The organism is Microbispora sp. NPDC088329 (genome assembly GCF_040685655.1).
In the GTDB taxonomy this organism is placed as follows: Bacteria; Actinomycetota; Actinomycetes; order Streptosporangiales; family Streptosporangiaceae; genus Microbispora.
This window is the reverse complement of the sequence record NZ_JBFBIP010000007.1, coordinates 206,340-230,389: the sequence shown is the minus strand read 5'-3', so window position 1 is coordinate 230,389 and position 24,050 is coordinate 206,340. Positions and strand designations below refer to the sequence as shown.

Genomic DNA, 24,050 nt, shown 5'->3' with positions numbered 1-24,050 from the left:
AAGTGCCTGCATGAGCCGAGTGCCGTACCCGCCAGCCCGCCGTGACGACATCGTCGACGATCTCCACGGAACGCCCGTCCCCGACCCCTACCGGTGGCTGGAGGACCCGGACGATCCGGCGACGAAGGAGTGGCTGGACGCGCAGGAAATCCTGTTCAGGTCCGCCGAGCTCGAGGGGCGCGACCGCTTCCGCGAGCGCGTCGCCGAACTGCTGCGCTCCGGGTCGGTCGGGACGCCCTCCTGGCGCGGCGAGCGCCGCTTCTTCACCCGCCGCGCGCCCGATCAGGAGCACCCGGTCCTGTACGTCGCGGACGGGGGCGGCGAGCGCGTGCTGCTCGACCCCACCGCCCTGGACCCCTCGGGCCTGACCACGCTCGACTCCTACCAGCCGGACAAGGAGGGCAACCGGCTGGCGTACCAGATCTCCGTCGGCGGCGACGAGGAGTCACGCCTGTACGTCGTCGACGTGGCGACCGGAGAGATCGTCGACGGGCCGATCGACCGCTGCCGCTACTCCCCCGTGGCCTGGCTGCCCGGCGGCGAGGCGTTCTACTACGTACGCAGGCTGGCGCCCTCGCTGCTCCCGGCCGGCGAGGAGCAGTTCCACCGTCGCGTCTACCTGCACCGTCTCGGCACCTCTCCCGACGACGACGTGCTGATCTTCGGCGAGGGCCTGGAGAAGACCAACTACTACGGGGTGTCGGTCTCCCTCGACGGCAGGTGGCTGTCGGTCTCCGCCTCACGGGGAACGGCCCCGCGCAACGACCTGTGGATGGCCGACCTGGTCGCCTCGTCGCCGGAGGCGCCGGAACTGATCACCGTGCAGCAGGACGTCGACGCCCAGACCGGGCTCCACTTCGGCCGCGACGGGCGGCTCTACGTCTTCACCGACCTCGACGCCTCGCGCGGGCGGGTCTGCGTCACCTCGCCGGAGACACCCGGCCCCGAGCACTGGCGCGACCTGATCCCCGAGGACGCCGAGGCGGTGCTGTCCGATTTCGCGATCCTCGACGGCATGGCCGAGCCGGTCCTGCTCGTCGGCTGGACCCGGCACGCGATCGGCGAGATCTCCGTCCACGCCCTGGAGTCCGGCGAGCGGATCGGCGAGGTCCCGCTGCCGGGGCTGGGTTCGATCGGGGGGATCTTCGAGCGCCCGGAGGGCGGGCACGAGGCCTGGTTCAGCTACACCGACGGCATCACCCCGACCGCGGTGTACCACTACGACGCGCTCACCGGTGAGACCACGCTCTGGGAGGCCCCTCCCGGCGCGGTGGAGGTGCCCGAGGCGACGACCGAGCAGGTGGTCTACCGGTCCAAGGACGGCACCGAGGTGCGCATGCTGATCACCTCGCGCCCCGGCTCCGGGCCCCGCCCCACCATCCTGTACGGCTACGGCGGTTTCGGGGTCCCGATGAACCCGGGGTTCTCCGCCACCACGCTGGCGTGGGTCGAGGCGGGCGGCGTCTACGTGGTCGCCCAGCTTCGCGGCGGCGGCGAGGAGGGCGAGCAGTGGCACCGGGCCGGCATGCTCGGGAACAAGCAGAACGTCTTCGACGACCTGCACGCCGCGGCCGAGCACCTCATCGCCACCGGCGTCACGACCCCGGACCGGCTCGCCATCTCCGGCGGCTCCAACGGCGGCCTGCTCGTCGGCGCGGCGCTCACCCAGCGTCCCGACCTGTACGCGGCCGTCGTGTGCTCGGCCCCGCTGCTCGACATGGTCCGGTACGAGAAGTTCGGTCTCGGCGCGACGTGGAACGTGGAATACGGCTCCGCCGACGTGCCGGAGGAGTTCGCCTGGCTGTGGGGATACTCGCCGTACCACCACGTCCGTGAGGGGGTGTCGTACCCGGCCACGCTGTTCGCGGTGTTCGCCTCCGACACCCGCGTCCACCCGCTGCACGCGTGGAAGATGGCCGCGGCCCTGCAGCACGCCCAGGCGGGCGACCGCCCGATCCTGCTGCGCAACGAGAGTGAGGTGGGGCACGGCGCCCGGGCCGTGAGCCGGTCGGTCGAGCTCTCGGCCGACCAGCTCGCGTTCCTGGCCCGGCACACCGGCCTGAAGGTCGGCTGAGGCGCGCAGATTCGGCTGAGGCGCAGATCAGCGCGGGAAGATGACGGTCTTGTGGCCGTCCAGCAGCACGCGGTGCTCGGCGTGCCAGCGGACGGCCCGGGCCAGCGCCTGACATTCGAGGTCACGGCCGATCGCGGCGAGGTCCTCCGGCGAGTGGGTGTGGTTCACCCGCGCGACCTCCTGCTCGATGATCGGCCCCTCGTCGAGGTCGGGCGTCACGTAGTGCGCCGTCGCGCCGATCAGCTTCACGCCCCGGGAGTACGCCTGGTGGTACGGCTTGGCGCCCTTGAACGACGGCAGGAACGAGTGGTGGATGTTGATCACGCGCCCGGCGAGCTTGGCGCACATCTCCTCCGAGAGCACCTGCATGTACCGCGCCAGCACGACGAGGTCGGCCTGGTAGTGGTCGACCAGCGTGAGGATCTCCGCCTCCTGCCGCGGCTTGGTCTCCGCGGTGACCGGCAGGTGATGGTAGTCCACACCGTACGACTGGGTGAGTGGGCGCAAGTCGGGGTGGTTGGACGCGACGGCCACGATCTCGATCGGCAGCAGCCCCGAGCGCACCCGGTAGAGCAGATCGTTGAGACAGTGGTCGAACCGGCTGACGAGCACCAGCACCCGGGTCCGCACCGCGAGGTCGAAGAGCTGGAAGTCCATGGCGTACTCCGCCGCGAGCGAGGCGAACTCCGCCCGCAGCTCGTCGGCGGCGCTCCCGCCGGAGAACTGCACGCGCAGGAAGAACCGTTCCTCGACCGGGTCGCCGAACTGCTGGCTCTCAATGATGTTGCAGCCCTTCCCGGCCAGCAGGCCGGAGACGGCCGCGACCACTCCGGGCCGGTCCGGGCAGGACAGGGTCAGCACAAATTCAGCGCTCATGCTCGAATCCTCGTCGGGTGACGGTGTCGGGTTCAAGGGTAGGGCCAGAGAGTGGAAAGGTGAGGGCAGGCGGCGGCGTCCACCGCCCTCCCCTCACCCCTCCTTCTCGTGCCGCTCCAACGCCGCGCGTACGTCGGGGTCGCCGGGGGCCATGGCCAGCGCGCGACGCAGGTCGGCCAATGCCTCCCGGCCGCGGCCGAGCGCGTTGAGGGCGGTGGCCCGGTTGAAGTACAGGGCCGCGTCCTCGCCCAGTTCGAGCGCCCTCGTCAGGTCGTCGACCGCGCCGCTCGCGTCGCGGGTCTCGAACCGCAGGGTCGCGCGGTTCGCCCAGGCGGAGGCCAGGCGAGGGTCGGCGGCCAGCGCGGCGTCGAAGGCCAGGGCGGCCTCCGTGTGGCGGCCGGCCTCCGTCTCCAGCTGTCCCAGCACGCCGTGCAGGTGCGCGTTGCCGGGGTCCAGGGCGAGCCCCGCCTCGACATCGCGCCTGGCGGCCTCGTGCTCGCCGAGCATCTCCAGCACGCCGGCCCGGTTGACGTACGCGTCGAGATAGCCGGGGTCGAGGTCGAGCACGTGGTCGAGGTCGGCCCGGGCGCCGTCCAGGTCCCCCGCGGCCAGGCGAAGCTCCGCCCGGTTGTAGTACGCCTCCGGCAGGGGCGGGCTCACCCGCATCGCGGTCTCGTAGTCGGCCAGCGCCTCGTCCGCCCGTCCCATCTCGAACAGCAGGTTGCCCCGGTCGAGGTAATGGTCGGGAAAGCCGGGGTCGATCGCGATGGCCCGGTCGAAGTCGGCCAGCGCCTCCTCCGTGCGGCCCAGGCGCGCGAGAAGCTGCGCGCGGTTGGCGAACAGCACCATCCGGTGCACGGGGTGGGCGTCCGGCTCGAGGTCGCGTTCGGCCAGGTCGATGGCCGACTGCACCAGGCCGAGCGCCTCGTCGGCCCGTCCCTCCCGCAGCTCGATCAACGCACGGCCGTTCTGGTCGAACCCGAGCTTGAAGGCTCGCGTCCGCCGGTCGGGCAGCAGCGTGGAGATGGCTATCGCCTCGTTGATCCAGGCTCTGGCCCTGACCAGGTCACGCCGGGCGGGATCGCGGTCGCGCGCGTCGAGCATCGCCGTGCCGTACGCGGCGGCGGCATGGACGGCCGGATCGACGCTGACCCTCCGGGCCTGGTCGTACAGCTCCTGCGCGTCCGCGCGGCGGCCCAGGCCGGCCAGGGCCGTCGCGGTGCGCTGCGTGAAGCGCCACCACAGGTCGGAACCCGGCTTCACCAGCCGCAGCCCGCGCGAGCCCAACTCCACGACCGCGTGCAGGAACCCCTCGGTGACGCAGTGGTCCACCGCCGTCCACAGCGCCCGCGCCGCGGCGTCCAGGTCCGCGCCGTGCTCCAGGTGGTACGGCACCGCGCCCAAAGCGTGCTCCGCCGACTCGGCGTCGGCCAGCAACTCGGCGGCGCGCCGGTCGTGCCGGCGCGCCCGTTCCTCCGTCGGCAGCGACAGGTACGCCCGGTAGGCCCGCGGGTCGTCGGAGGTGCAGTCCGAGGCGACGTAGTCGTCGGGCGGGCCGCCCAGGGCCGGCGCCTCCACCGGCCGCATCCCCTCCCAAGGGGATCGCGGGGATCCCAGGGCCAGGGTCAGATCCGGCACCCGGCGCGCGAGGACGCGCAGCAGTTCGCGATCGGCCGGATCCGCCTCGTGCACGTTGTCGGCCAGCAGCGTCCGCGGCCCGTCCAGGCAGTCGCGGACGAACTCGGCGATCCCGTTGGCGATCCGCAGCGTGCGGCGCGGCGCGGGCACCAGGATCCGCTCGTCCTCCGGCAGGCGGGCCTCGATGATCTGCCGCCGCGGCGGCACCAGAGGACGCAGGCTGGGAGCGACGGCGCGGATCTCGATGTCGTGTTCCGCCACCAGGCCCGGGGAACGCTCCAAGGCGACCGGGACGAGGGCGCGCAGGATCACGCCACCGACCGTGTACGGACCGCGTAGCCTGCGGTGCCCGTTGACGACGGGCGCCACGGGAGGCGGCACCTCCAGAGCAAGCGCATGGAGGGCCGCCACGCGGTCCCGGGAGAGGCCTCCCCGGACCCAGATGTGGTTCGGGTGGTCCCTCACCCCTTGTGGATGACGCTCGAGGTGCCGCTGAGCTTGGTAGTTCCCGGCTTACGGATAATGATCTTCTTCATCATGCCTCTTTCCCCACTCTTGCGGACAAGGCACAAGTATTGGCAGGGATCAGCTATCCGCCAAGGGATGGAAGCATTATCTATCGGGGGAAAAGTGGGGAGACCACGGCATTTAGCTGCTTCTCGATATAAATCACCACATTGTCGCCGCGAACCTCGCGCCGTAACTCCCGCCACCCGGATTTGCGGTAGAGCTCCAGCGCGGCGACCTGGCGCAGGGTGGTGTCACCGCGCAACGTCGTGTATCCGAGCCGGCGCGCACGATCCTCGAGCTCACGGGTGATCCGCGCGCCGTAGCCGCGCCGCTGGTGCTCCGGGTGGACCCGGAGCCGGCACATCTCGGCGGTGTCGGCGTCGATGCGCCGCAGGCCGCCCATCGCGACGAGCCCCGCCCCGGGCACCTCCCCGATCAGGAAGTCCCCCCCGGCCGCCAGATAGACCTCGGTGATCCGGGGGAAGTCGTCGTCGTAGTAGACGCCGTCACCCGGAACGACGCCCACCTGGGCCAGACCGATCTGATGGAGGGACCACACCGCGTCGAGGTCGGACCAGCGGTAGCGCCGGATCCGGAGCGGCGCGATCCCGCTCTCCCCGCCTCTCATGGGATCCCCCGGCTCGGGATCTCCCGCCGGCGCGTCTCCTGCCACACGTCCTCCTCGGTCCCCACGTCACCCGATGTCCTGGAACAGGCCGGGCGGAATCTCGACCCGGCTCTGGTTGATCACTTCGCGGAAGGCCTTGAGCTGGGGCGAATCGCCGAATTTCGCTTTAACGGCCTTCTCCAGGTCGTAGGCGGGCTTGAGCAGGAGGTCGGTCCGGTGATCCTTGTCGACCATCTCGATGGCCGCCTGCCCCAGCTTGAGCGCGGCGTCGACGTCGCCCTCGATCAGCCGGCACTGCGCCTGGTCGAAGCGGATCAGCGTCTGGTCGAGCAGGTCCTCGTCGGAGTACTTGGCGAGCGCCTGCTCCAGGATCACGTCGGCCTCCACCGTCTGCCCCAGCTTCACCAGGACGTCGCCCTGGTAGAAGTAGAGCTGCCGCTCGGTGTAGCCGAAGGCCGGGTCCTCCCGGTCGCTGTCGTTCATCTGCTGGAAGGCCGCCCTGGCGCGATGCAGAGCCCGTTTGGCCTGTTCGACCACTTCGTGCCGCGAACCGTTGACGCCCGCGATCTTCGCCAGCGCCCTCGCCTCGACGACCGGCGCCATGGTCCGCGCGGCGCAGGGGGTGTGGCCGGCCAGGTCACGGCTCTTCTTCGCCAGCGTGAGCGCCTCGCGCGGGTCGCCGTAGTAGAGCGGGACCAGCGCCTCGCGGGCGGTGACCCAGGCACGCAGAGCCCGGTCTCCGGTCTCGTCCGCCGCCAGCCGGCCCGTACGGAAGAACGAGCGCGCCATCCGCTGGTCTCCCAGGTCGATCATGATCATGCCGGAGAGCCCGGCGAGCTGGGCGGCCATCCGGCACAGCCGCTCCTGCACGTCGACGGGCTGGCGGCGGTCCAGTGCCTTGCGTACGGCGCCGAACTCCAGCATCACGTCGCAGAGCAGCCGTACGGGCGGGGTGTTCATGTACTGCCGCCCGAAGCCGGCCGTGGCCTGCTCCCACTGGTCGAGCATCGCCGGCGAGACGGTGGCCGTCACCATGGTTTCGTCCATCCGCCGCCGAAGGTTCTCCACCGCGCCGAGCACCTCCGCGTTGAGCTCCTTGAGCCCAGCCGCCCCGACGGTGCCGCCGGCGAGGAGCCTCAACAGCGTCCTCCTTAGCACGTTTTCGTCCTCCTCGCCCCCGTCCACCGAAGGGGTGCCGCCGCCCCAGGGTGCCGGTGCACCCCACGGAACGGGTGAAGTGTCAGGTCTGTCCTTCTCTGGGGCCCCGTCACCTAATTCGGCTAGGTGTCCGTGGCCGCAGATGCATGGGCTTTCGAATCCGAGGGCCAGCGGTTCTACCCGGTAGACCGAACACAGGTAGTGGAGATACTCCGGGCCGGGCCTTTTCATGCCCGACTCGTACGCGGACAGTAGCGTCTCGCCGATGCCGGGAACGGGTTTTCCGTCCCTCTCGAAGAGAGCGCGCACCTGCTCGATCACGTCGGCGAGCGCCACACCGTGCGAGAGGCGATGTGCCTTGATCCGGGTCGTGCCGAACTGTGGCCCGCAGTCGTTGTGAATCTCCTCGGCGATTTGGGCCAGGCCGCGCCCGGCGGCCAGGCCCCGCGCCCTGATGCGGCGCGCGATTTCCGTCTCCCTGTGTTGCCTGCCGGACATTCCGGCCCCTCTCTCGTGGCCGGCCGCACTCGCAGCCCGTGGTCTCGACCGGTCCTCAACTGGTGACGGAGAGTGATCTGCTCGTCGCGCTCCGCCCTCACCATAATGATGGACCAAGGTTGGTGCGGCCAAGTCCCCAACTTGAACGTGCCGACTAAGGATCGTCTCCCGATAGGGGTTTTCTTTCAACCAACAGGGGTTTTCCTTCACCGCGGCCGCTTCTCGCCCTCGTTGACCCGAGCACTTCTGTGAGCCATCTTGGGCGCACCACAGTGAACAGACGGGAACGCAAAGTACACATTCCGCCCGCAACGGAAATGAAGGAGGACCTACGGTGGGGGAGGACGATTTCCGGCGCCTGGAACATCTGGTGGCCGAACTCGACGCGCGGGGATTGCTCGCGCGAGTCGTGCGCACCCCGTCGGGCCGCGCCTACGTGCGCGTGATCAACCCCGACGCGACGAGCCTCACGGAGAACGTGGTCTGCCAGGCGTCCGACTACTGGTGGTCGTGGGGTGAGCGGATGCACCGGGCGGACGACCCCGCCGGAGCGGCCACGAAGGTGGCCCGCGTGCTTGCCGCGGTGAGCGAGTAGGGGAAGGCGGCGGGCCCCATGGTGAAAGCACGGTGAAAGCGCTCTCGCTGTGGGCCGCCGCATCCACCGCGGCCTCGGGGGGCGGGCTGGACGTCCGGTGCGGAGCGTGGCCGTCGTGCCGCCCCGGCATGACGGCGACGCTGCGGCGTCCCGCCCGCCCCGACCTCGTCCGCACCGTGGCGCGACCGGCGGCCCTCGGCCCGCCGGTCGTCATGGACCGCCGTCCGGCCCCGTCGAGCAGGTGGGGCCGGACGGCGATCGAGGGGGATCCCCCACGTGGAGAACGACGCCGGGCGCGCTTCCGGGTGCGCGCCCGCGCCCTGCCACACCGTCACTGGAGCGTGTCCGGTCCGCCCTCCGCGGCCCCGGACGGGACACACTTCCGTCTTCCCCGGCGATGTGACGGAGGCCGGATCAGTCGGCAGTATTGGCTACGTTCAAAACTGCCGTTGATCCGATCCGGGGGGGATCCACCTCGTGTTGCCGCTGTCACCCGCGACGCCCAGTCCAGACCCGTCCGTGCCGGATCTCGAAGTGATCGGACAGCAGGTGGCGAAAGCGTGTGAGAACAACGACGGCATCTTCTGCACGGTTCTGAACAGCGCCTTCCCCGAGAAGGACTTCCCCGCCTGGGTGCAGCTCGTGGCGGGCATCGTGGACGTGCTGCTGCTGATCGCCCTCATCCTGGCCGGAGCGCTGATCATCCGTAATGTCGTGCACCGGCTGATCACCCGGCTCACCGTGCGGGCCAGCGTCGGCGTGCTGCCGGAACGGCTGCGCGGCAAGAGTGTGCTGACCAGCACGGAGGCCGCGGCGGCGATCATGACGGAGCGCCGCAGGGCACGCGCCGAGACCATGGGCTCGGTGCTGCGGAGCCTCGCATCGGTCGTGATCCTGGGCACGGCGGCGTTGATGATCTTCGCGAAGCTCGGTGTCGAGCTGGCGCCGCTGCTCACCAGCGTCGGCATCATCGGCGTGGCGGTCGGGTTCGGCGCCCAGGAACTGGTCAAGGACTTCATCGCCGGCATGTTCATGCTGCTGGAGGACCAGTACGGCGTGGGCGACGTGATCGACACCGGCGTGGCGGTCGGCACGGTGGAGGCCGTCACGCTCCGCATCACCCGCCTGCGCGACGCCGACGGCAAGGTCTGGTACGTGCGCAACGGCACGATCACCCGGATCGGCAACGAGTCGCAGGGCTGGTCGAGGGCCCTGGTGGACGTGCCGGTGCCGTACGACAGCGACGTGGCGACGGTCCGCGAGCTCCTGACGGACATCGTGCGCGACATGTGGGAGGACCCGGAGTACCGCGACGTCGTCATCGTCGAGGAGCCGCAGGTCTTCGGCCTGGAATCGGTGTCGGGCTCGTCCGTCATCTTCCGGATCAGCGCCAAGACCGTGCCCGCGCGGCATCTGGAGGTCGCCCGTGAGCTGCGCCTGCGGGTGAAGCGGGCCTTCGACGACAAGAGCCTCGCCTTCGCGGCCTGACCTTACCGATCGGTAACTGCCTTAGGCTGAAACCGTGACCAGCGAGCAGACCCTCTCCTTCTTCGAGGCGATCGGCGGCGAGGAGGCCTTCGAGCGGCTCGTCCACCGGTTCTACCAGGGCGTCGCGGAGGACCCCCTGCTGCGTCCGATGTACCCCGAGGAGGACCTCACCGGGGCGGAGGAGCGGCTGCGCCTGTTCCTCATGCAGTACTGGGGCGGCCCGAGGACCTACAGCGACCAGCGCGGCCATCCCCGGCTGCGGATGCGCCATGTGCCGTTCGTGATCGACGAGGCGGCCCGGGACGCCTGGCTCAGGCACATGGGCGACGCCGTGCGTTCCCTGGACCTGCCGGCCGAGCATGAGAAGCAGCTGTGGGACTACCTCGTCTACGCCGCCCACAGCATGGTCAACGCATAAGTAACGGAAACAGCGGGCAGCCCAAGACTCATGGAAGCAACCCCCTGGTGGCGTGATGCCGTTGTCTATGAGATCTACGTCCGCAGTTTCGCCGACGCCTCCGGCGACGGTACGGGCGACCTGGCGGGAATCAGGGACCGCCTGCCGTACCTCGCCGAGCTCGGCGTCGACGCGATCTGGCTGACCCCCTTCTACCCCTCCCCCATGGCCGACGGCGGCTACGACGTCGCCGACTACCGCGACGTCGATCCGTTGTTCGGGTCGCTGGCCGACTTCGACGACCTGGTCGCCGACGCGCACGCGCACGGCCTGCGGCTGATGGTGGACATCGTGCCGAACCACAGCTCGTCGGCCCACCCCTGGTTCCAGAAGGCCCTGGCGTCCCCCAGGGGCTCGCAGGAGCGTGAGCGGTACATGTTCCGCGACGGCGGCCCCGAGGGCGGCGGAAGCGGCCACGGAGAGCCGAACAACTGGCTGTCGACGTTCGGGGGCCCGGCCTGGACCCAGGTGCCCGACGGGCAGTGGTACCTCCATCTGTTCGCGCCCGAACAGCCCGACTTCAACTGGCGCAACCCGGAGGTGCGCGAGGAGTTCCTCGACATCCTGCGGTTCTGGCTCGACCGGGGCGTGGACGGTTTCCGCATCGACGTCGCGATGGGCCTGATCAAGGCGGACGGGCTGCCCGACACCGACCCGGGCTTCACCTCGAAGTCGCCGATCTGGAGCCAACCGGGCGTGCACGACATCTACCGCGACTGGCGGCGGGTGCTCGACTCCTACCCCGGCGTCCGCGTCGCCGTCGGCGAGGTCTGGACCGACTCGGCCGAGGACCTCGCGTTGTACGTGCGGCCGGACGAGCTGCACCAGAGCTTCAACTTCGCCTGGCTGGAGGCCCCCTGGTCGGCCACGGCCTTCCGGAAGGTCATCGACGACACCCTCGTCGCCGTCGCCTCGCCGACCTGGGTGCTGTCCAACCACGACGTCGTACGGCACGTGACCCGCTACGGCCAGGGGTCGCTCGACCCGGGGGCCGGTCTGGCCCGGGCCCGCGCGGCGTTGCTCGCCATGCTCGCCCTGCCGGGCTCGGCCTACCTGTACCAGGGTGAGGAGCTCGGGCTGCCGGAGGTCACCGATCTCCCCCCCGAGTCCCGGCAGGACCCGATCTTCGCGCGCTCGAACGGCGAGGTGCCGGGCCGCGACGGCTGCCGCGTGCCGCTGCCCTGGTCGGGCACGGAGCCGCCGTACGGCTTCGGATCCGGCGGGTCCTGGCTGCCGCAGCCGCGGGACTGGGCGGACCTCACGGCCGAGCGGCAGGCGGCCGACCCGTCCTCGACGCTGTGGTTCTATCGCCGGGCGCTGCAGACGCGGCGGGAGTTGCGCGGCACGCTGCCGGACGCGATCACCTGGCTGGAGTCGCCGGAGGAGACGCTGTTCTTCCAGCGAGGCCGGCTCATCTGCGTGATCAACTGCGGTGAAGGCGCGGTCGCGCTGCCGCCCCACGACAAGGTGCTGATCAGCAGTGGCCCGCTCGACGGCACCGCCCTTCCCGCCGACACCGCGGCCTGGCTGCTCACCGCCTGACCTCGCCGTGCCCCGACCGGCCCCGGCTCCGGCCGTCGCGGCCGGTCACACGGCGACGGCGGAGAAGCGCCTGAGGAAGGCGAGCTCGTCCTCGTCGAGCCTGCGGGGGCGGGCCGCCGCGGCGTCGTAGGCGACCAGAACGGTGCGCGCCTCGACGTAGAGCGTCTCGTCGTCGCGGATCTCGTACGCCAGAGTGAAACGAACACTGGAGATCTCGGTCACCCACATCTCCACGCGTACGGGGTCGGCGCGGAAGGTCAGCGGCCGCCGGTAGTCGATCTCATGCCGGGCGACCACCAGGTCCTGACGGCGGCCGTCGACCTCACGCGGCCGCTCCCACAGCATGGACACCCGCGCGTCTTCGAGGTAGTCGAAGAACCGGACGTTGTTGACGTGGCCGAAGCTGTCGATGTCGGCGAAGCGCACCTTGCGTTCGAAGACGTAACGGGTCAGCTGCTCTGGGGAATGGTGTAGCTCGGTCACCGGTCAAACCTAACGGGCGCCCGTCCCCCGCCGGGCGGCGGGGGACGCAGACGGAAGGCCCGCGGAAGGAAACGCGGCTCAGTCGCGGGTGAGCTTGCGGTAGGTGACGCGGTGCGGGCGGGCCGCCTCCGCGCCCAGGCGCTCGACCTTGTTCTTCTCGTAGTCGGCGTAGTTGCCCTCGAACCAGAACCAGTTCGAGCCCTCCTCCCACGCCAGGATGTGGGTGGCGATGCGGTCGAGGAACCACCGGTCGTGCGAGGTGATGACGGCGCAGCCCGGGAAGTCGAGCAGCGCGTTCTCGAGGCTGGACAGCGTCTCGGTGTCGAGGTCGTTGGTGGGCTCGTCCAGGAGCAGCACGTTGCCGCCCTGCTTGAGGGTGAGCGCCAGGTTGAGCCGGTTGCGCTCGCCACCGGACAGGACGCCCGCGAGCTTCTGCTGGTCGGGGCCCTTGAAGCCGAACGCCGCGACGTACGCCCGCGAGGGCATCTCGACGTTGCCGACCTTGATGTGGTCGAGCCCGTCGGAGACGACCTGCCAGACGTTCTTGCTCGGGTCGATGCCGGCCCTGCCCTGGTCCACGTACGAGATCTTGACGGTCTCGCCGACCGTGATGGATCCGGTGTCCGGAGTCTCGGAGCCCGTGATCATCCGGAACAGCGTGGTCTTGCCGACGCCGTTCGGGCCGATGATGCCGACGATGCCGTTGCGCGGCAGGTCGAAGGACAGTTCGTCCATGAGCAGCCGGTCGCTGAAGCCCTTGCTCAGCTTCTCGGCCCGGATGACCGTCGTGCCCAGGCGCGGGCCCGGCGGGATCTGGATCTCCTCGAAGTCGAGCTTGCGGTACTTGTCGGCTTCGGCGGCCATCTCCTCGTAGCGCTGGAGACGGGCTCGGCTCTTGGTCTGGCGGGCGCGCGCGTTGGAGCGCACCCACTCCAGCTCCTCCTCCAGGCGCTTCTTGCGCTTGACGTCCTTCTGGCCCTCGACCTTCAGACGCGCGGCCTTGGCCTCAAGGTAGGTGGAGTAGTTGCCCTCGTAGGCGTAGCACCGGCCGCGGTCGAGCTCCAGGATCCAGCCGGCCACGTTGTCGAGGAAGTATCGGTCGTGGGTGACGGCCAGGACGGTGCCGGGGTACTTCTCCAGGTGCTGCTCCAGCCACTGGACGCTCTCGGCGTCGAGGTGGTTGGTGGGCTCGTCGAGCAGCAGCAGGTCGGGCTGCTCCAGCAGCAGCTTGCACAGCGCGACCCGGCGCCGCTCGCCACCGCTGAGCGTGGTCACCTCGGCGTCGGGCGGCGGGCAGCGCAGCGCGTCCATGGCCTGCTCGAGCTGGCTGTCGAGGTCCCACGCGTTGCGGTGGTCGAGCGCGTCCTGCAGGCGGCCCATCTCCTCCAGCAACTCGTCGCTGTAGTCGGTGGCCATCTGCTCGGCGATCTCGTTGAACCGGTCGAGCATCGCCTTGGTCTCGGCGACGCCCTCCTCGACGTTTCCGAGCACGGTCTTCGACTCGTTGAGCGACGGCTCCTGCAGCAGGATGCCGACCGTGAAGCCGGGCATCAGCCGGGCCTCGCCGTTGGACGGCTGCTCCAGCCCCGCCATCATCTTGAGCAGCGTCGACTTGCCCGTGCCGTTCGGGCCCAGGACACCGATCTTGGCCCCCGGGAGGAACGACAGCGTGACGTCGTCGAGGACCACCTTGTCACCGTGCGCTTTGCGCACGCGCTGCAACGTGTAGATGTACTCCGGCATACCTTCAAGCCTAGGGGATAGCACCGGCAGCGCCGTCCGCGCTGCGGGGAGGCGGGGCCACGGGAGCGGCGGGGAGGCAGACCCTGTCCCTCCCGAGCTCTTTGGCGCGATAGAGGGCGAGGTCGGCGGCGGCCAGCAACTCGATGAGATCCTCACCGTGCACGTTCATGATGGCCACCCCGGCGGAGACCGTGACCGTGACCGTCGCCTGCTCGGCGGGGATCACCGTGCGGCCCACCCGGGCGCGCAGCCGCTCGGCCACCCGCCGCGCCTCGTGCACGTCGGCGCCCGGCAGCAGCACGACGAACTCCTCGCCGCCGAACCGCCCCACCACGTCGTACTCGCGCAGTTGGGTGCGGAGGGTGGCCGCCACCTGGGCGAGGACCTGGTCGCCGACCAGGTGGCCGTAGGTGTCGTTGACCTTCTTGAAGTGGTCGATGTCCACCAGGACCAGCGCGAGGGCGTCCCCGGTCCGCTGGGCCCTGACGATCTCCGTGTCCGCCTCCCGCTGCCAGGCGGCGGCGTTCAGCAGGCCCGTCTTCGGGTCCGTACGGGCGGCGGCCTGGAGCTGGGCGTGCAGCAGGCTCCGCTGGAGCAGTACGACGGGCGGCAACACGAGGAGCAGCAGCGCCAGGTTGAGCCCGCAGACGACCGCGACGAGCACGCCGAGGCAGAGCTCGACCGCGTCGAGGAGGACGCGTTCGCGGTCCCACAGGACCTCCCCCCAGCGGCCCTCCGGGTCCGACGCGTGCGCCGCGACCGCGATCAGCGCGGTGTTGAGCACCGTGAACAGCACCGCGCAGGCCGCCGCGACGGCGATCGGCCTTCCCTCCCCCGAGGACAGATGCGTGGGGACGGGGACCCAGCGGTGGAAGACGGCCGAGGCGGCGGCCGCCGCGAGCCCGATCGCCGCCGCGCTGAACACGCGGCGGTACAGCACGGTCGCCCGGACCCTGAGCTGCAGCAGGATCTGCATCGGGATGGGCGCCAGCAGGGCGAAGACCGGCGGAAGCAGGAACGCCACCGGCAACCACCAGGCGGACAGCAGGTCGCGGGACACGCCGGCGGGCATGCCGAGGCGGCGGGTCGCCTCGATGCACACCGCACCGCACACCGTGAGCGCGCCGAACATGGCGAGGTGGGGGGCGTGAAACGCGGTCGACTTCGCCAGCACCGCGATCAGGACCACGTCGAGCGCCACGATCGCGCACACGTAGGACACGAGAGCAGGCGGCTGGGCCAGCAGTGGCCAGCGACTTCGCGAGCAGATCGCGCTTCGCGGCCTGGCCGAGGTCTGACCGGTTGCCGTCATCGCGCCCCCCAGTAGCCACAGCTCCTTCTCACGATGAGTAACACAATAGTTGCGGAGTGTGCCATGCGCGACGGGAACCACTACCTTGGCACGTTGGCCATCTGCATCTGAGGGGCCGGCGGGCGTCTGCGGCGGTTTGCCCGCGGACCGCTCCCGGCGCGCAGCGGCCGACGGAAGTGATCAGGCGGCCACAGTGGTTCAGGCAGCGCTGGTGCTTCAGGCGGCCTCCATGGTTCACGCGGCGCGCGTGGTTCAGGCGGCCAGTGGTTCACGCGGCGCGCGTGGTTCGGAATACCACAGCGCCCAGGCAGCCCTGATGGTTCAGGCGGTCGCCGTGGTTCATGGGCCCGCATGGTTCAGGCAGCCACAGTGCTCGGGACCCAGGCGCCCCCGCCGTCCTGGGCGTCGTCGTCCGCGTGTCCCGGATCGGGCCCGTCCGTCGCGTGTGCCGGACCGGCCGAGTCGGCCAGAGCAGCCGCCTCCGGCGTCGCCTCCGGGGCGTCCACCGTGTCCGTCTCGCTCGTTCCCGTGGCTCGTCGCGCGTCGCCGGCCTGCCGGGCACTGCCGGCGTGGCGGGTGTCGGCGTCATGGCGGGTGTCGGCGAATCCCCACGCTCCGGCGGCCGGCAGGGCGGCGTCGTTCGTGCCTCGTACGCCGACGAGCGTGTCGAATGCCTCGTCCCCGCCCCCATCACCGCCCCCGTCGGCGCCCCCGTCGGCGATGGGCGCCGCGCCGAGGTCGGAGGGGCCGGTCAGCTCCCACTCCCGCGTCGCGTCCTCCATCGCTCGGCGCTCGCCGTCGCTCGGCGCGCCCGCCGAGTAGGCCCGGATCGGCTTCTCGAACGTGGCGATGCCCCACTTCAGGTCATGGCCCACGGACCCGGCCTCGATCTCCGCCCAGAACCGCTGCTCACCGTCGCGCTCGAACTGCTTGATCCGCAGCTTGCCGTACACCACGATCGGGTGTCCCTTGCGTACCGACTGCTGCACGTTGTCCGCCAGGCCCCGATAGCAGCGCACGGTGTAGTAAGTGGTGTCCCTGGTCTGCCAGGTGTTGGTCTGCTGGTCGAGGACGCGCCTGTTGACGGCCATCCGCATCGAGGTGACACGCGACCCGTCGCGGAACTGGTACTGCCGGGGGTCGTCGGTGACGTTCCCGCTCAGCGTGACGTAGATGTCGTTCATGGAAGTGCCTCCCCGGCCCGGTCACTCGCCGGGCCCGGGTGACACCCTGGCCGCCGCCGGCACCCTCGCACGGCCCAGAAACGCGTTCTGTGGACGAACCCGCGCCTGTGGACGACGCTCCCGGCCGACGCATCGGAAACGGCGGTCCGCCGTGGGCGCGGGTCGTCCGCGCACGGGCAGGAAGGCCTTCAGCGCCGGGTGGCCGCCATCGCGCCGAAGAACTCGTTGTAGCGGTTCAGCTCGCGTTCGACCGGCTGGACGACCATGTCCTGTGCCAGGACGCCCACCCGGCGTCTCATGTCATGCTCCAGCCGGTCGCGTTCCTTGCCCGCCGCGAGCACCACGAAATTCCTGCTCGCCATGGCCGAGAACAGGCCGAGCCCGAGGACGCTGATCACCATCAGTCCCACCCAGGGCAGCACGGCCACGTCGCCGAGGACCGCGGCCGGCGGCCTGCCGGCCTTGAACACGCCGTACGCGACGATGGCGCCCGCCCAGGCGAGACTCGCCACGAACATGACCACAAGGAGGTACTGCCAGAGCTTCAGCAGCCACCACCAGGCGGGCACCCGGTCGAGCGGCGGGGCGACCTGCGACAACTCGTCCGACAGCGCCTCGGGAAGCTCGTCCGCCCGGGAGCGGGCGGCCTCGCGCACACCGCTGCGCCACACCTCGGGCATGCCGGCCGTGAGCCCGTCGGCGAGCGTCTGCACCGCGTTTTCCACCTCGGCGGGCTGAGCGGTTACCGAACTCGCGACGAGGCCGCGGATGTCGTCCTTCACGGCCCCGAGGCGCAGACTCTTGAGCGGATCGGGCCGCAGCCGGGCCGCCCAGCGCGCGTACGGCCAGCCGACCCAGTCGGCCGAGCGGACGGCGTACACGTTCTCGAGGGCCTCGCCGAGAGCGGACACGCCGATCGCGTCGCACAGCGCCTCGACCAGGCCGGAGCGCCGCGCGCCGTCCACCGCGGGCTCCACCCGCAGCAACTTCGGCATGTCCTTCACCAGGCGCAGCACCAGCCGGTCGAGGTCGGCTTCGAGGCGCTGGTACGCCGCCCGCCTGGCGGCGACGGACTCGGCCAGAACGGCCTTCAGGCCGTCCACGCCCTTGCCGGTGGTGGCGGACGTCGCGACCACCCGGGGATGGGCGATGCCCTCACGCCGGAGGAGATCCTCCAGATCGGTCACGCATTCGGCCTGCTCCTCCGGGGAGAGCCGGTCGGACTGGTTCAGCACGAAGACCGTCACCGCGTCGTGCCCGGTCAGCTCGGCCACGTAGCGCCGATGCACCGAGGCGTCGGCGTACTTCTGCGGGTCCAGCACCCACACGACGAGGTCGGCCACCTGGATCAGCCGGTGGGCCTCGTGGTCGGTGAGCGCGCGGATCGAGTCGTGGTCGGGCAGGTCGAGCAGGATCAGCCCGTGCAACTGGCTCTCGCCCTTGTCGAGGGCGCTGGCGCGGGCGAACCGGTGCCGCCACTGGATCTGCAGCCAGTCGAGCAGCGGGCCCGCGCCGTCGATCCCCCAGACGCAGGCGTGGGTGCGCGCCGTGGTCGGCCTGCGTACCCCGATGGGCGAAAGCTCCAGCCCGGAGATGGCGTTGAACAGGGACGACTTCCCGCTGCCCGTGCCACCGGCGAGCGCGACGACCGTGTGGCCTGACGACAGCTTGAGCCGGTCACCCGCGCGCAGCAGGAGCTGGGCCGCCTCCGTGACCAGCGCCGGGTCGAGGCGGCCCTGCCCCAACTCGACGATCTTGGCCAGGGCGGCGAGCCTGGAGCCGAGCCCGTGCTGCGTTTCGGCGGTGCTGACAGCCGTCATGGATTCCTCACCGTGGTGCCCGAGGCGTACCCGAGCGGGTCTGGCCGGATCGGCTCCGTCATCGTGCGATTTCCAGGTTGTAGGTTGCCTGGTACAGCCGCGTCGCCGCGGCCTCGTCCGGGATTCCGGCGCTGTCGAGCGCGTCGACGTACCGGAGGGTCTCCTCGTCGAAGAGCAGGCCGACGCGGGCGCGCAGATCGCTGCGGGCCTTGGCGCTGATGTTGCGCAGCGACTCGGCGCCGAGCAGGCCGCGCAGCAGCCGCTGCGGCAGTGCGCCGGCCCCCGTGCCCGCCGGCGCGTCCGTGGCGCCGTACCCGAGCAGGGCGATCATGAAGATCAGCGAGAGCGACTCCACGTCGAAGGAGACCAGCTTGGCCACCGACCGCTTGGTCACGCCCTCGGTGCGGATCAGTTCGGTGACGTGGTCCTGCCAGGCGGTGACGGTCCTGGTGGTCCTGCGGGCGACCTCCTCCGACGGGCGGCCGAGCCCCGGTGTCGTGGCCAGCCGGTCGCCCGCGCCGGCCCGCTGCCGCCAGCGCGCCACGACTTCCTCGGCGGCCTGCTGAACGGCCGAATTGACCAGCGCTTCGAGGCCCGCCCGCAGGGCGGCCTTCAGCCCCGCCACCCGCTCGGGCCCCTGCTGGTGCCCCTTGGCGCCGCGGCGCAACCGGAGCGTGCGCATGAGGTCGCCCGAGCCGGCGAAGTCCTGCCACCGCGCGAGCACCTCGCCCCGCAGCAGCGAGCCGTCCCTGGTCGCCTCGTCGATCCGCGTCAGAGCGCCCATGTAGGCCGCGTCGACGTCGGAGCGCAGATCGGCGCGCAGGGCGACCTGGGTCTCGAGATGCCGGGCGAGCGCGGGCAACCGGGTGCGGAAGCTGTTCAGCACGCCGTTGAGCGTCGCCTTGACCGCCGTCTCCCGCCGCTCGTCGTCGGCCGACAGGGTCGACAGCCACATGCGCAGATCGGCGATCTCGATCTCGGGCAGGTGCCCGTCCCGTACGACCGTCTCGTTGATGACGAAGCACTCGACCTCGCCCAGGCCGTACTCCTTCAGCATCCGGCCGAAGTGCTTGACGACGACCTCGCGGGACTTCGGCGGCACGCGGGACAGCACGATGACCAGGCGGGCGCCGCGTTCCTTGGCCCGGCGCAGCAGGCCCCAGGACGGGGCGTCGGCGTACCGGGACGCCGTGGTGACGAACACCCACAGGTCGGCGGCGTCCAGCATGCGGTGCGCGATCTCGTGGTGCTCCTCCACGACGGAGTCGATGTCGGGCGTGTCGAGCAGCGCGAGTCCCCGGGGCAGGGACGGGCTCGACGTCAGCACCACGCTGCCGGGCGGGGCGTCCCGCGTGGCTTCGTCGAGCCTGTTCAGGCCGCCGAGAAGATCGCCCCGTGCGTACCACTCGTACTCGTCGGGATGGCAGGCGAGCACCGGCGTCGCCGTGGTCGGGCGACGCACGCCGGTGGCCGAGACCTTCCGCCCGGCCAGCGAGTTGACGATGGTGGACTTGCCCGCCCCCGTCGAACCGGCCACGACGATCAGGGCGGGCGCGGTGCTCATGTGCACGCGCGGGATGACGTAGTCGTCGAGCTGCGCCAGGACCGCCGCCTGCGCCTTGCGCGCCTCCTCCGAGCCCGGCACGTCGAGACCGAAGTGCAGGCCCTTCACGGCCGTGCGGAGCTGGTTGAGCGCTTCGGTCAGCGCCGCCGAGACCGGCTCCGGCATCGGGAACGAGCGGACCCGATCCCCGTCCTCCGCGTCGTCCGTGTCATCAAGCTCGGCACGGCCAGCGTTCGCGGCGTCCTCGGCGTTCCCGGCGTGCTCCGCGCCGTCGGCGTCTTCGCCGTCCGCGGCGCCTTCGGCGTCCTTCGCGCCCTCCGGACCCTCGGAGTCGTCCTCAAGGTCCCGCGCGTCCTCACGTTGCGCGTCCTGTTCGCCGTGGCCGTCCGCCGCCTCGCCCTCGCGATCCCCACCGGGCCGTACGACGTCGTCCGCGGTCCCTCCCGAAACGGTCGCGGACGCGGCGGGCAGCGGCCCGCGCGGGCCCGATGGACGCGAAGCGGACTCCGCGGCCGATGTCGTGGCGGGTTCCGGTGCGGATCTCGGCGCGGGCTCGTCGTCGCGGATCGGGCGGAACGCGATGGTCTGCTCCCCGGGCGACTCCGGGTGCTCCCCGAGGCCCGGCCCCCCGATGTGCGGAGCCCTGACGTCCGGCTCCTCGGCGTCCGGCTCCTCGGTCACGGCGTCGCCGGAACCCGCACCGGTCCCGTGGTCGGGCGTGTTCCTGGCTGCCGATCTCACGGGACCCGCTCCGCTCGCACCATCTCGATCTCCTGGCCGACCTTGACGACCTCGCCGACGATCACGATCGCCGGAGGCCGTACTCCGGCCGCGGTCATCCGTTCCGCCACGGTCGACAACGTGGCGGCAACGGCTCGCTGGGTCGGAAGAGTACCGTCCTGTACCACCATCACGGGAGTTTCCGGGGAACGTCCGTCCCGAACCAGCGTTTCGGCGATCTCCTTGATCCGTTCGACGGCCATGAGGAGTATCAGGGTTCCCGTCGATCGCGCCAATCCGGACCAGTCGACGGTGGACCTGGGGTCGCCGGGCGCGACGTGCACGGAGATGACGTGGAACTCCTGGCTCACCCCGCGGTGGGTGACCGGGACTCCGGCGGCGCTCGGAACCGCGACCGCGCTGGTGATGCCGGGCACCACGGTCACCGGGATCCCCGCCCGGGCACAGGCGATCATCTCCTCGCCGCCGCGGCCGAAGACGAACGGGTCGCCGCCCTTCAGCCGTACGACGAACCTGCCCTTACGGGCGTGCTCGACGAGCAGTTCGTTGATCTTCTCCTGGGACAGCGACCGGCCGTACGGCACCTTCGCGGCGTCGATCAGCTCGACGTCGGGGGACAGTTCGTCCAGCAGCGCGCGCGGTGCGAGACGGTCGGCCACGACCACGTCGGCCTGGGCCAGGAGCTGACGTCCCCGGACGGTGATCAGGCCGGGATCGCCGGGGCCACCGCCCACGAGCGCGACGCCGACCGGCTTGGTGCGGTGCCGCCGGGCGTCCACGGTGCCGTCGCGCAGCGCGCCGACGATGGCGTCCCTGATGCCGGCCGCGCGGCGGGGGTCGCCGCCGGCGGTGACCGCCACGCCGACCTCGTCCACCCGTCCGCTGGCGGGGGTCCAGGCCGCGGAGGCGTCCTTGTCGTCCGCCCGCACGCACCAGATGCGCTTGGCCTCTGCCTCTGCGGCCACCGCGGTGTTGACGTCGCGGTGATCGGTGCAGGCGTGCACCAGCCAGGCGCCGTCGCAGTCGCCGACCTCGTACGGCCGCTGCTCCCAGATCACCCGCCCGGCGGCGATGAGGTCGTCCAGCGCCGGGGTGACACTGGGCGAGATCAGGGTCACGGAGGCTCCGGCGTCGAGCAGTGCGGGAACCCGTCGCTGAGCGACGCGTCCGCCGCCGACCACGAGCACACGCCGTCCATCGAGGCGAAGGCCGAGCAGGTAGGGCGCCATGACCCCAGTCTCCCTATTGCGTCAAACGTGCATTGTTAGGAGGCAAACCTACCCGGTGGGCTCGGGCGACATTCGCCAGTTGAGACTTGTGAGTCCACGGGCCGGTCCCCGGAGGTCACTCCCTCTTGTCCGCCACACCGGCGGAGTCGAAGGTGGCGACCTCGTGCATGACCCGTGCCGCCGCGCTGACCAGAGGGTGGGCGAGCAGCCCGCCGGTTCCCTCTCCGAGGCGAAGCCGCAGGTCGACGAGTGGTTCGAGGCCCAGATGGGCCAGCGCGGCCGCGTGGCCGGGCTCGGCCGAGCGGTGCCCGGCCAGGCAGTAGCCGATCGCGTCGGGCGCGAGCGCGCCGGCCGCCAGGGCCGCCGCTCCGGCGATCACCCCGTCGAGGATGACCGGCACCCGGGCCGCGGCGGCGCCGAGCACGAAACCGGCGATCGCCGCGTGCTCCAGCCCGCCGACCGCCGCGAGCACGCGCAGCGCCTCGTCCGGCCCGTCCGGTACGGCTTCCGCCTCGGTGATCCCGTTGGCCCGCAGCCCCCGCCGTACGATCTCGATCTTCCGCTCGTAGGTGGCGTCGTCGACGCCGGTCCCCCGCCCGGTGACCCCGGCGGCGGGCCTGCCGGTGAAGGCGCAGATCAGGGCGGCCGACGCGGTGGTGTTCGCGATGCCCATGTCGCCGGTGACCAGGCAGCGCCCGCCCGCCTCGACCAGGTCGCGGGCCACCTCGATCCCCGCCGTCAGGGCGGCGGTGGCCTGCTCCCGCGTCATCGCGGGGCCCTGCGACAGGTCGGCCGTGCCGTACGCCACCTTGCGGGCGAGCAGCAGGGGCGCGGGCGGCAGGTCGGCCGCGACGCCCACGTCCACCACGGTGACCGACGCGCCCACCTGCGCCGCGAAGGCGTTGGCGACGGCTCCTCCCGCCGTGAAGTTGGCCACCATCTGCGCGGTGACCTCCTGCGGCCAGGGACTCACCCCCTGCGCGTGCACGCCGTGGTCGGCGGCGAAGATCGCCAGTGCCACCGGGGCCGGGAGCGGCGGCGGGCACGTCCCGGCGATGCCGGCGAGCCGAACCGCGACGTCCTCGAGCACCCCGAGCGAGCCGCTCGGTTTGGTGAGCCTGTCCTGGTGGGCCCTTGCCTCCGCCATGGGGCCGGGCTCGACCGGGCGGATGGCGCCGATCGTCTCGCCGAGGGACGTCATGTTCTCTCCTTCTGCGCGGTGGCCTACACCACGCTGGCGACTCCGGGCTGAGCGAGCGGCCCGTCCGGCGCATCGCCGCGGGGTTTGTCCCCCGCCTCGCCGCGGCCGGTCATGCCGATCATGGTATCGGCCTCGATCTCGCCTTCCGTCTCCGGTTCGAAGACCTCCACGTCGAGCGCCTCCAGCTCCGGCGACTCCAGATCCAGGGACTCCACGTCGAGGGACTCCAGTTCCGGGGAATCGGAGCTCAGCGGCTCGGGGCGGACGGCCCGGATCGTGTTCAGCCGGGGGGCGACGGCGGTCACGAGCCCGGCGCCGGTCCCCGCCGCCGCGGCCACGTCCAGCGCGTGCCCCGCGGGGAACGGCCGGGTCGCGGTCAGCACCGCGGACGGTTCCTGCACGGCCGGCGCCGAGGACTGCCCGCCCCCGGCGAGCGCCTCCTCGTATCTGTCGATCACCACGTCGGCGAGGCCCTCGCAGTCGCCGATCACCTCGGCGCAGCGGATGTCGAGGCCCTCGTGGTTGGCGCCGTACGCCAGCGCCTGCGCCCAGATGCGTTCGAGGACCCCGCCCGCGAACAGCACGTACGGCAGGACGATCACGCGCTTGGCGCCGAGCCTGCGGCAGCGCTCCAGGCCGCCGGGCACGCCGGGGCGGGTGTGCGAGACGTAGGCGGTCTCCACGGTCAGCAGGTCGGGGGCGTGGGTCTCCCAGAACAGCCGCGAGACCCGGTGGACCTCGGCGTTGACGGCGGGGTCGGTGGAGCCGTGCCCGACCAGGACGACCGCGGTCTCGCCGGGCGAGATCTCGGCGGGCGGCTCGTCGGTCACGAACCGCGGCATCTCCGCGCGAGCGTCGGCGAGCCGCTCCGCGAGGAGCTTGAGCACGCGCGGGTCGGGCCCGAGGGGGCGGCCGAGGTCGTATTCGAGCGTCGGGTGCCGCTCCTGCTCGAGAGCCATGGTGCCGGGAATGTCCCCGAGCGCGCGCCGGTCGCCGGTCAGGCTGAGCGGCACCGCGATCAGGTGGTGGTGCCCCCGGGCCACGAGCGAGGCGATGGAGTCGCCGAGCGGAGGGCGGGCGTTCGTGATGAAACCACCGCTCACCTCGGCGGGAAGCCCGTCGAGGCGGCAGCGGAGGCGGTGAACGAACCTGCCGAACTCGGCGACGCCGGTCTCATCGTGGGTGCCGTGGCCGATGAGCAGCAGCGGCGGTTTCATCTGGCTGATCTCCCTGCAGTTGACCTGCGTGTCGTTCGCGATCCCTCGCCCCGGTCGGGCCGGCGCCGCCCGTGTGCATGCCGGGGAGGGGT

The 24,050-nt window shown here is 71.3% G+C and carries 18 protein-coding genes; 5 read left to right on the top strand and 13 right to left on the bottom strand.

Annotated features, from left to right (window positions below; all coding sequences use genetic code 11):
- The first annotated feature begins 10 nt into the window (after positions 1–10).
- Entirely contained in the window at positions 11–2,074 is a 2,064-nt protein-coding gene (locus AB0O28_RS16635; RefSeq protein ID WP_363640871.1) for a prolyl oligopeptidase family serine peptidase, read from the top strand.
- A 27-nt stretch (positions 2,075–2,101) separates the two neighbouring features.
- On the opposite strand, the gene purU is transcribed toward AB0O28_RS16635, so the two are convergent.
- The 4 genes from purU to AB0O28_RS16615 all read right to left on the bottom strand — a co-directional run bounded on the left by purU (position 2,102) and on the right by AB0O28_RS16615 (position 6,866).
- Positions 2,102–2,950: a formyltetrahydrofolate deformylase gene (gene purU / locus AB0O28_RS16630; protein ID WP_363640869.1), complete on the bottom strand. Its 849-nt coding sequence runs from the start codon at positions 2,948–2,950 to the stop codon at positions 2,102–2,104.
- A 93-nt stretch (positions 2,951–3,043) separates the two neighbouring features.
- A complete protein-coding gene (locus AB0O28_RS16625; protein WP_363640867.1) occupies positions 3,044–4,957 on the bottom strand; it encodes a tetratricopeptide repeat protein in 1,914 nt (637 codons plus the stop codon).
- Between the two features lie 247 nt (positions 4,958–5,204).
- A complete protein-coding gene (locus AB0O28_RS16620) occupies positions 5,205–5,771 on the bottom strand; it encodes a GNAT family N-acetyltransferase (RefSeq protein ID WP_363640865.1) in 567 nt (188 codons plus the stop codon).
- Between the two features lie 21 nt (positions 5,772–5,792).
- The gene (locus AB0O28_RS16615; RefSeq protein ID WP_363640863.1) at positions 5,793–6,866 is read right to left on the bottom strand and encodes a hypothetical protein; all 1,074 of its coding nucleotides are present in this window, start codon (positions 6,864–6,866) and stop codon (positions 5,793–5,795) included.
- An 850-nt stretch (positions 6,867–7,716) separates the two neighbouring features.
- Between AB0O28_RS16615 and AB0O28_RS16610 the strand changes: the two genes are divergently transcribed.
- The 4 genes from AB0O28_RS16610 (at position 7,717) to AB0O28_RS16595 (ending at position 11,464) form a co-directional block, all read left to right on the top strand.
- Complete coding sequence (locus AB0O28_RS16610) at positions 7,717–7,977, top strand: hypothetical protein (protein ID WP_363640861.1); 261 nt, start codon at positions 7,717–7,719, stop codon at positions 7,975–7,977.
- Positions 7,978–8,496: 519 nt separating this feature from the next.
- Complete coding sequence (locus tag AB0O28_RS16605; RefSeq protein ID WP_363640859.1) at positions 8,497–9,465, top strand: mechanosensitive ion channel family protein; 969 nt, start codon at positions 8,497–8,499, stop codon at positions 9,463–9,465.
- Between the two features lie 34 nt (positions 9,466–9,499).
- On the top strand, positions 9,500–9,883 hold the full coding sequence (locus tag AB0O28_RS16600) for a globin (protein ID WP_363640857.1): 384 nt from the start codon (positions 9,500–9,502) through the stop codon (positions 9,881–9,883).
- Positions 9,884–9,913: 30 nt separating this feature from the next.
- Positions 9,914–11,464: an alpha-amylase family glycosyl hydrolase gene (locus AB0O28_RS16595; protein ID WP_363640855.1), complete on the top strand. Its 1,551-nt coding sequence runs from the start codon at positions 9,914–9,916 to the stop codon at positions 11,462–11,464.
- 45 nt (positions 11,465–11,509) lie between these two features.
- Here AB0O28_RS16595 and AB0O28_RS16590 read toward each other — a convergent pair whose 3' ends face one another.
- From AB0O28_RS16590 to AB0O28_RS16550, 9 genes are all read right to left on the bottom strand, one after another.
- A complete protein-coding gene (locus AB0O28_RS16590; protein WP_363640853.1) occupies positions 11,510–11,947 on the bottom strand; it encodes a thioesterase family protein in 438 nt (145 codons plus the stop codon).
- Between the two features lie 78 nt (positions 11,948–12,025).
- Positions 12,026–13,690 carry an energy-dependent translational throttle protein EttA gene (ettA, locus tag AB0O28_RS16585; RefSeq protein ID WP_363640851.1) on the bottom strand — a complete coding sequence of 555 codons (1,665 nt, stop codon included), beginning with the start codon at positions 13,688–13,690 and terminating at the stop codon, positions 12,026–12,028.
- 10 nt (positions 13,691–13,700) lie between these two features.
- Complete coding sequence (locus AB0O28_RS16580) at positions 13,701–15,002, bottom strand: GGDEF domain-containing protein (protein ID WP_363640849.1); 1,302 nt, start codon at positions 15,000–15,002, stop codon at positions 13,701–13,703.
- Between the two features lie 356 nt (positions 15,003–15,358).
- Positions 15,359–16,186, bottom strand: coding sequence for a single-stranded DNA-binding protein (locus tag AB0O28_RS16575; protein WP_363640847.1), 828 nt, complete (start codon positions 16,184–16,186; stop codon positions 15,359–15,361).
- Positions 16,187–16,374: 188 nt separating this feature from the next.
- Positions 16,375–18,006: a GTPase gene (locus AB0O28_RS16570; protein WP_363640845.1), complete on the bottom strand. Its 1,632-nt coding sequence runs from the start codon at positions 18,004–18,006 to the stop codon at positions 16,375–16,377.
- 58 nt (positions 18,007–18,064) lie between these two features.
- Complete coding sequence (locus tag AB0O28_RS16565) at positions 18,065–20,311, bottom strand: dynamin family protein (protein ID WP_363640843.1); 2,247 nt, start codon at positions 20,309–20,311, stop codon at positions 18,065–18,067.
- Positions 20,308–21,540 carry a uroporphyrinogen-III C-methyltransferase gene (gene cobA / locus AB0O28_RS16560; RefSeq protein WP_363640841.1) on the bottom strand — a complete coding sequence of 411 codons (1,233 nt, stop codon included), beginning with the start codon at positions 21,538–21,540 and terminating at the stop codon, positions 20,308–20,310. The genes AB0O28_RS16565 and cobA overlap by 4 nt, the downstream gene beginning before the upstream one ends.
- A gap of 115 nt (positions 21,541–21,655) precedes the next feature.
- On the bottom strand, positions 21,656–22,741 hold the full coding sequence (cobT, locus tag AB0O28_RS16555) for a nicotinate-nucleotide--dimethylbenzimidazole phosphoribosyltransferase (RefSeq protein ID WP_363640839.1): 1,086 nt from the start codon (positions 22,739–22,741) through the stop codon (positions 21,656–21,658).
- A 23-nt stretch (positions 22,742–22,764) separates the two neighbouring features.
- Positions 22,765–23,958: a sirohydrochlorin chelatase gene (locus AB0O28_RS16550; RefSeq protein ID WP_363640837.1), complete on the bottom strand. Its 1,194-nt coding sequence runs from the start codon at positions 23,956–23,958 to the stop codon at positions 22,765–22,767.
- Between the last annotated feature and the right edge of the window lie 92 nt (positions 23,959–24,050).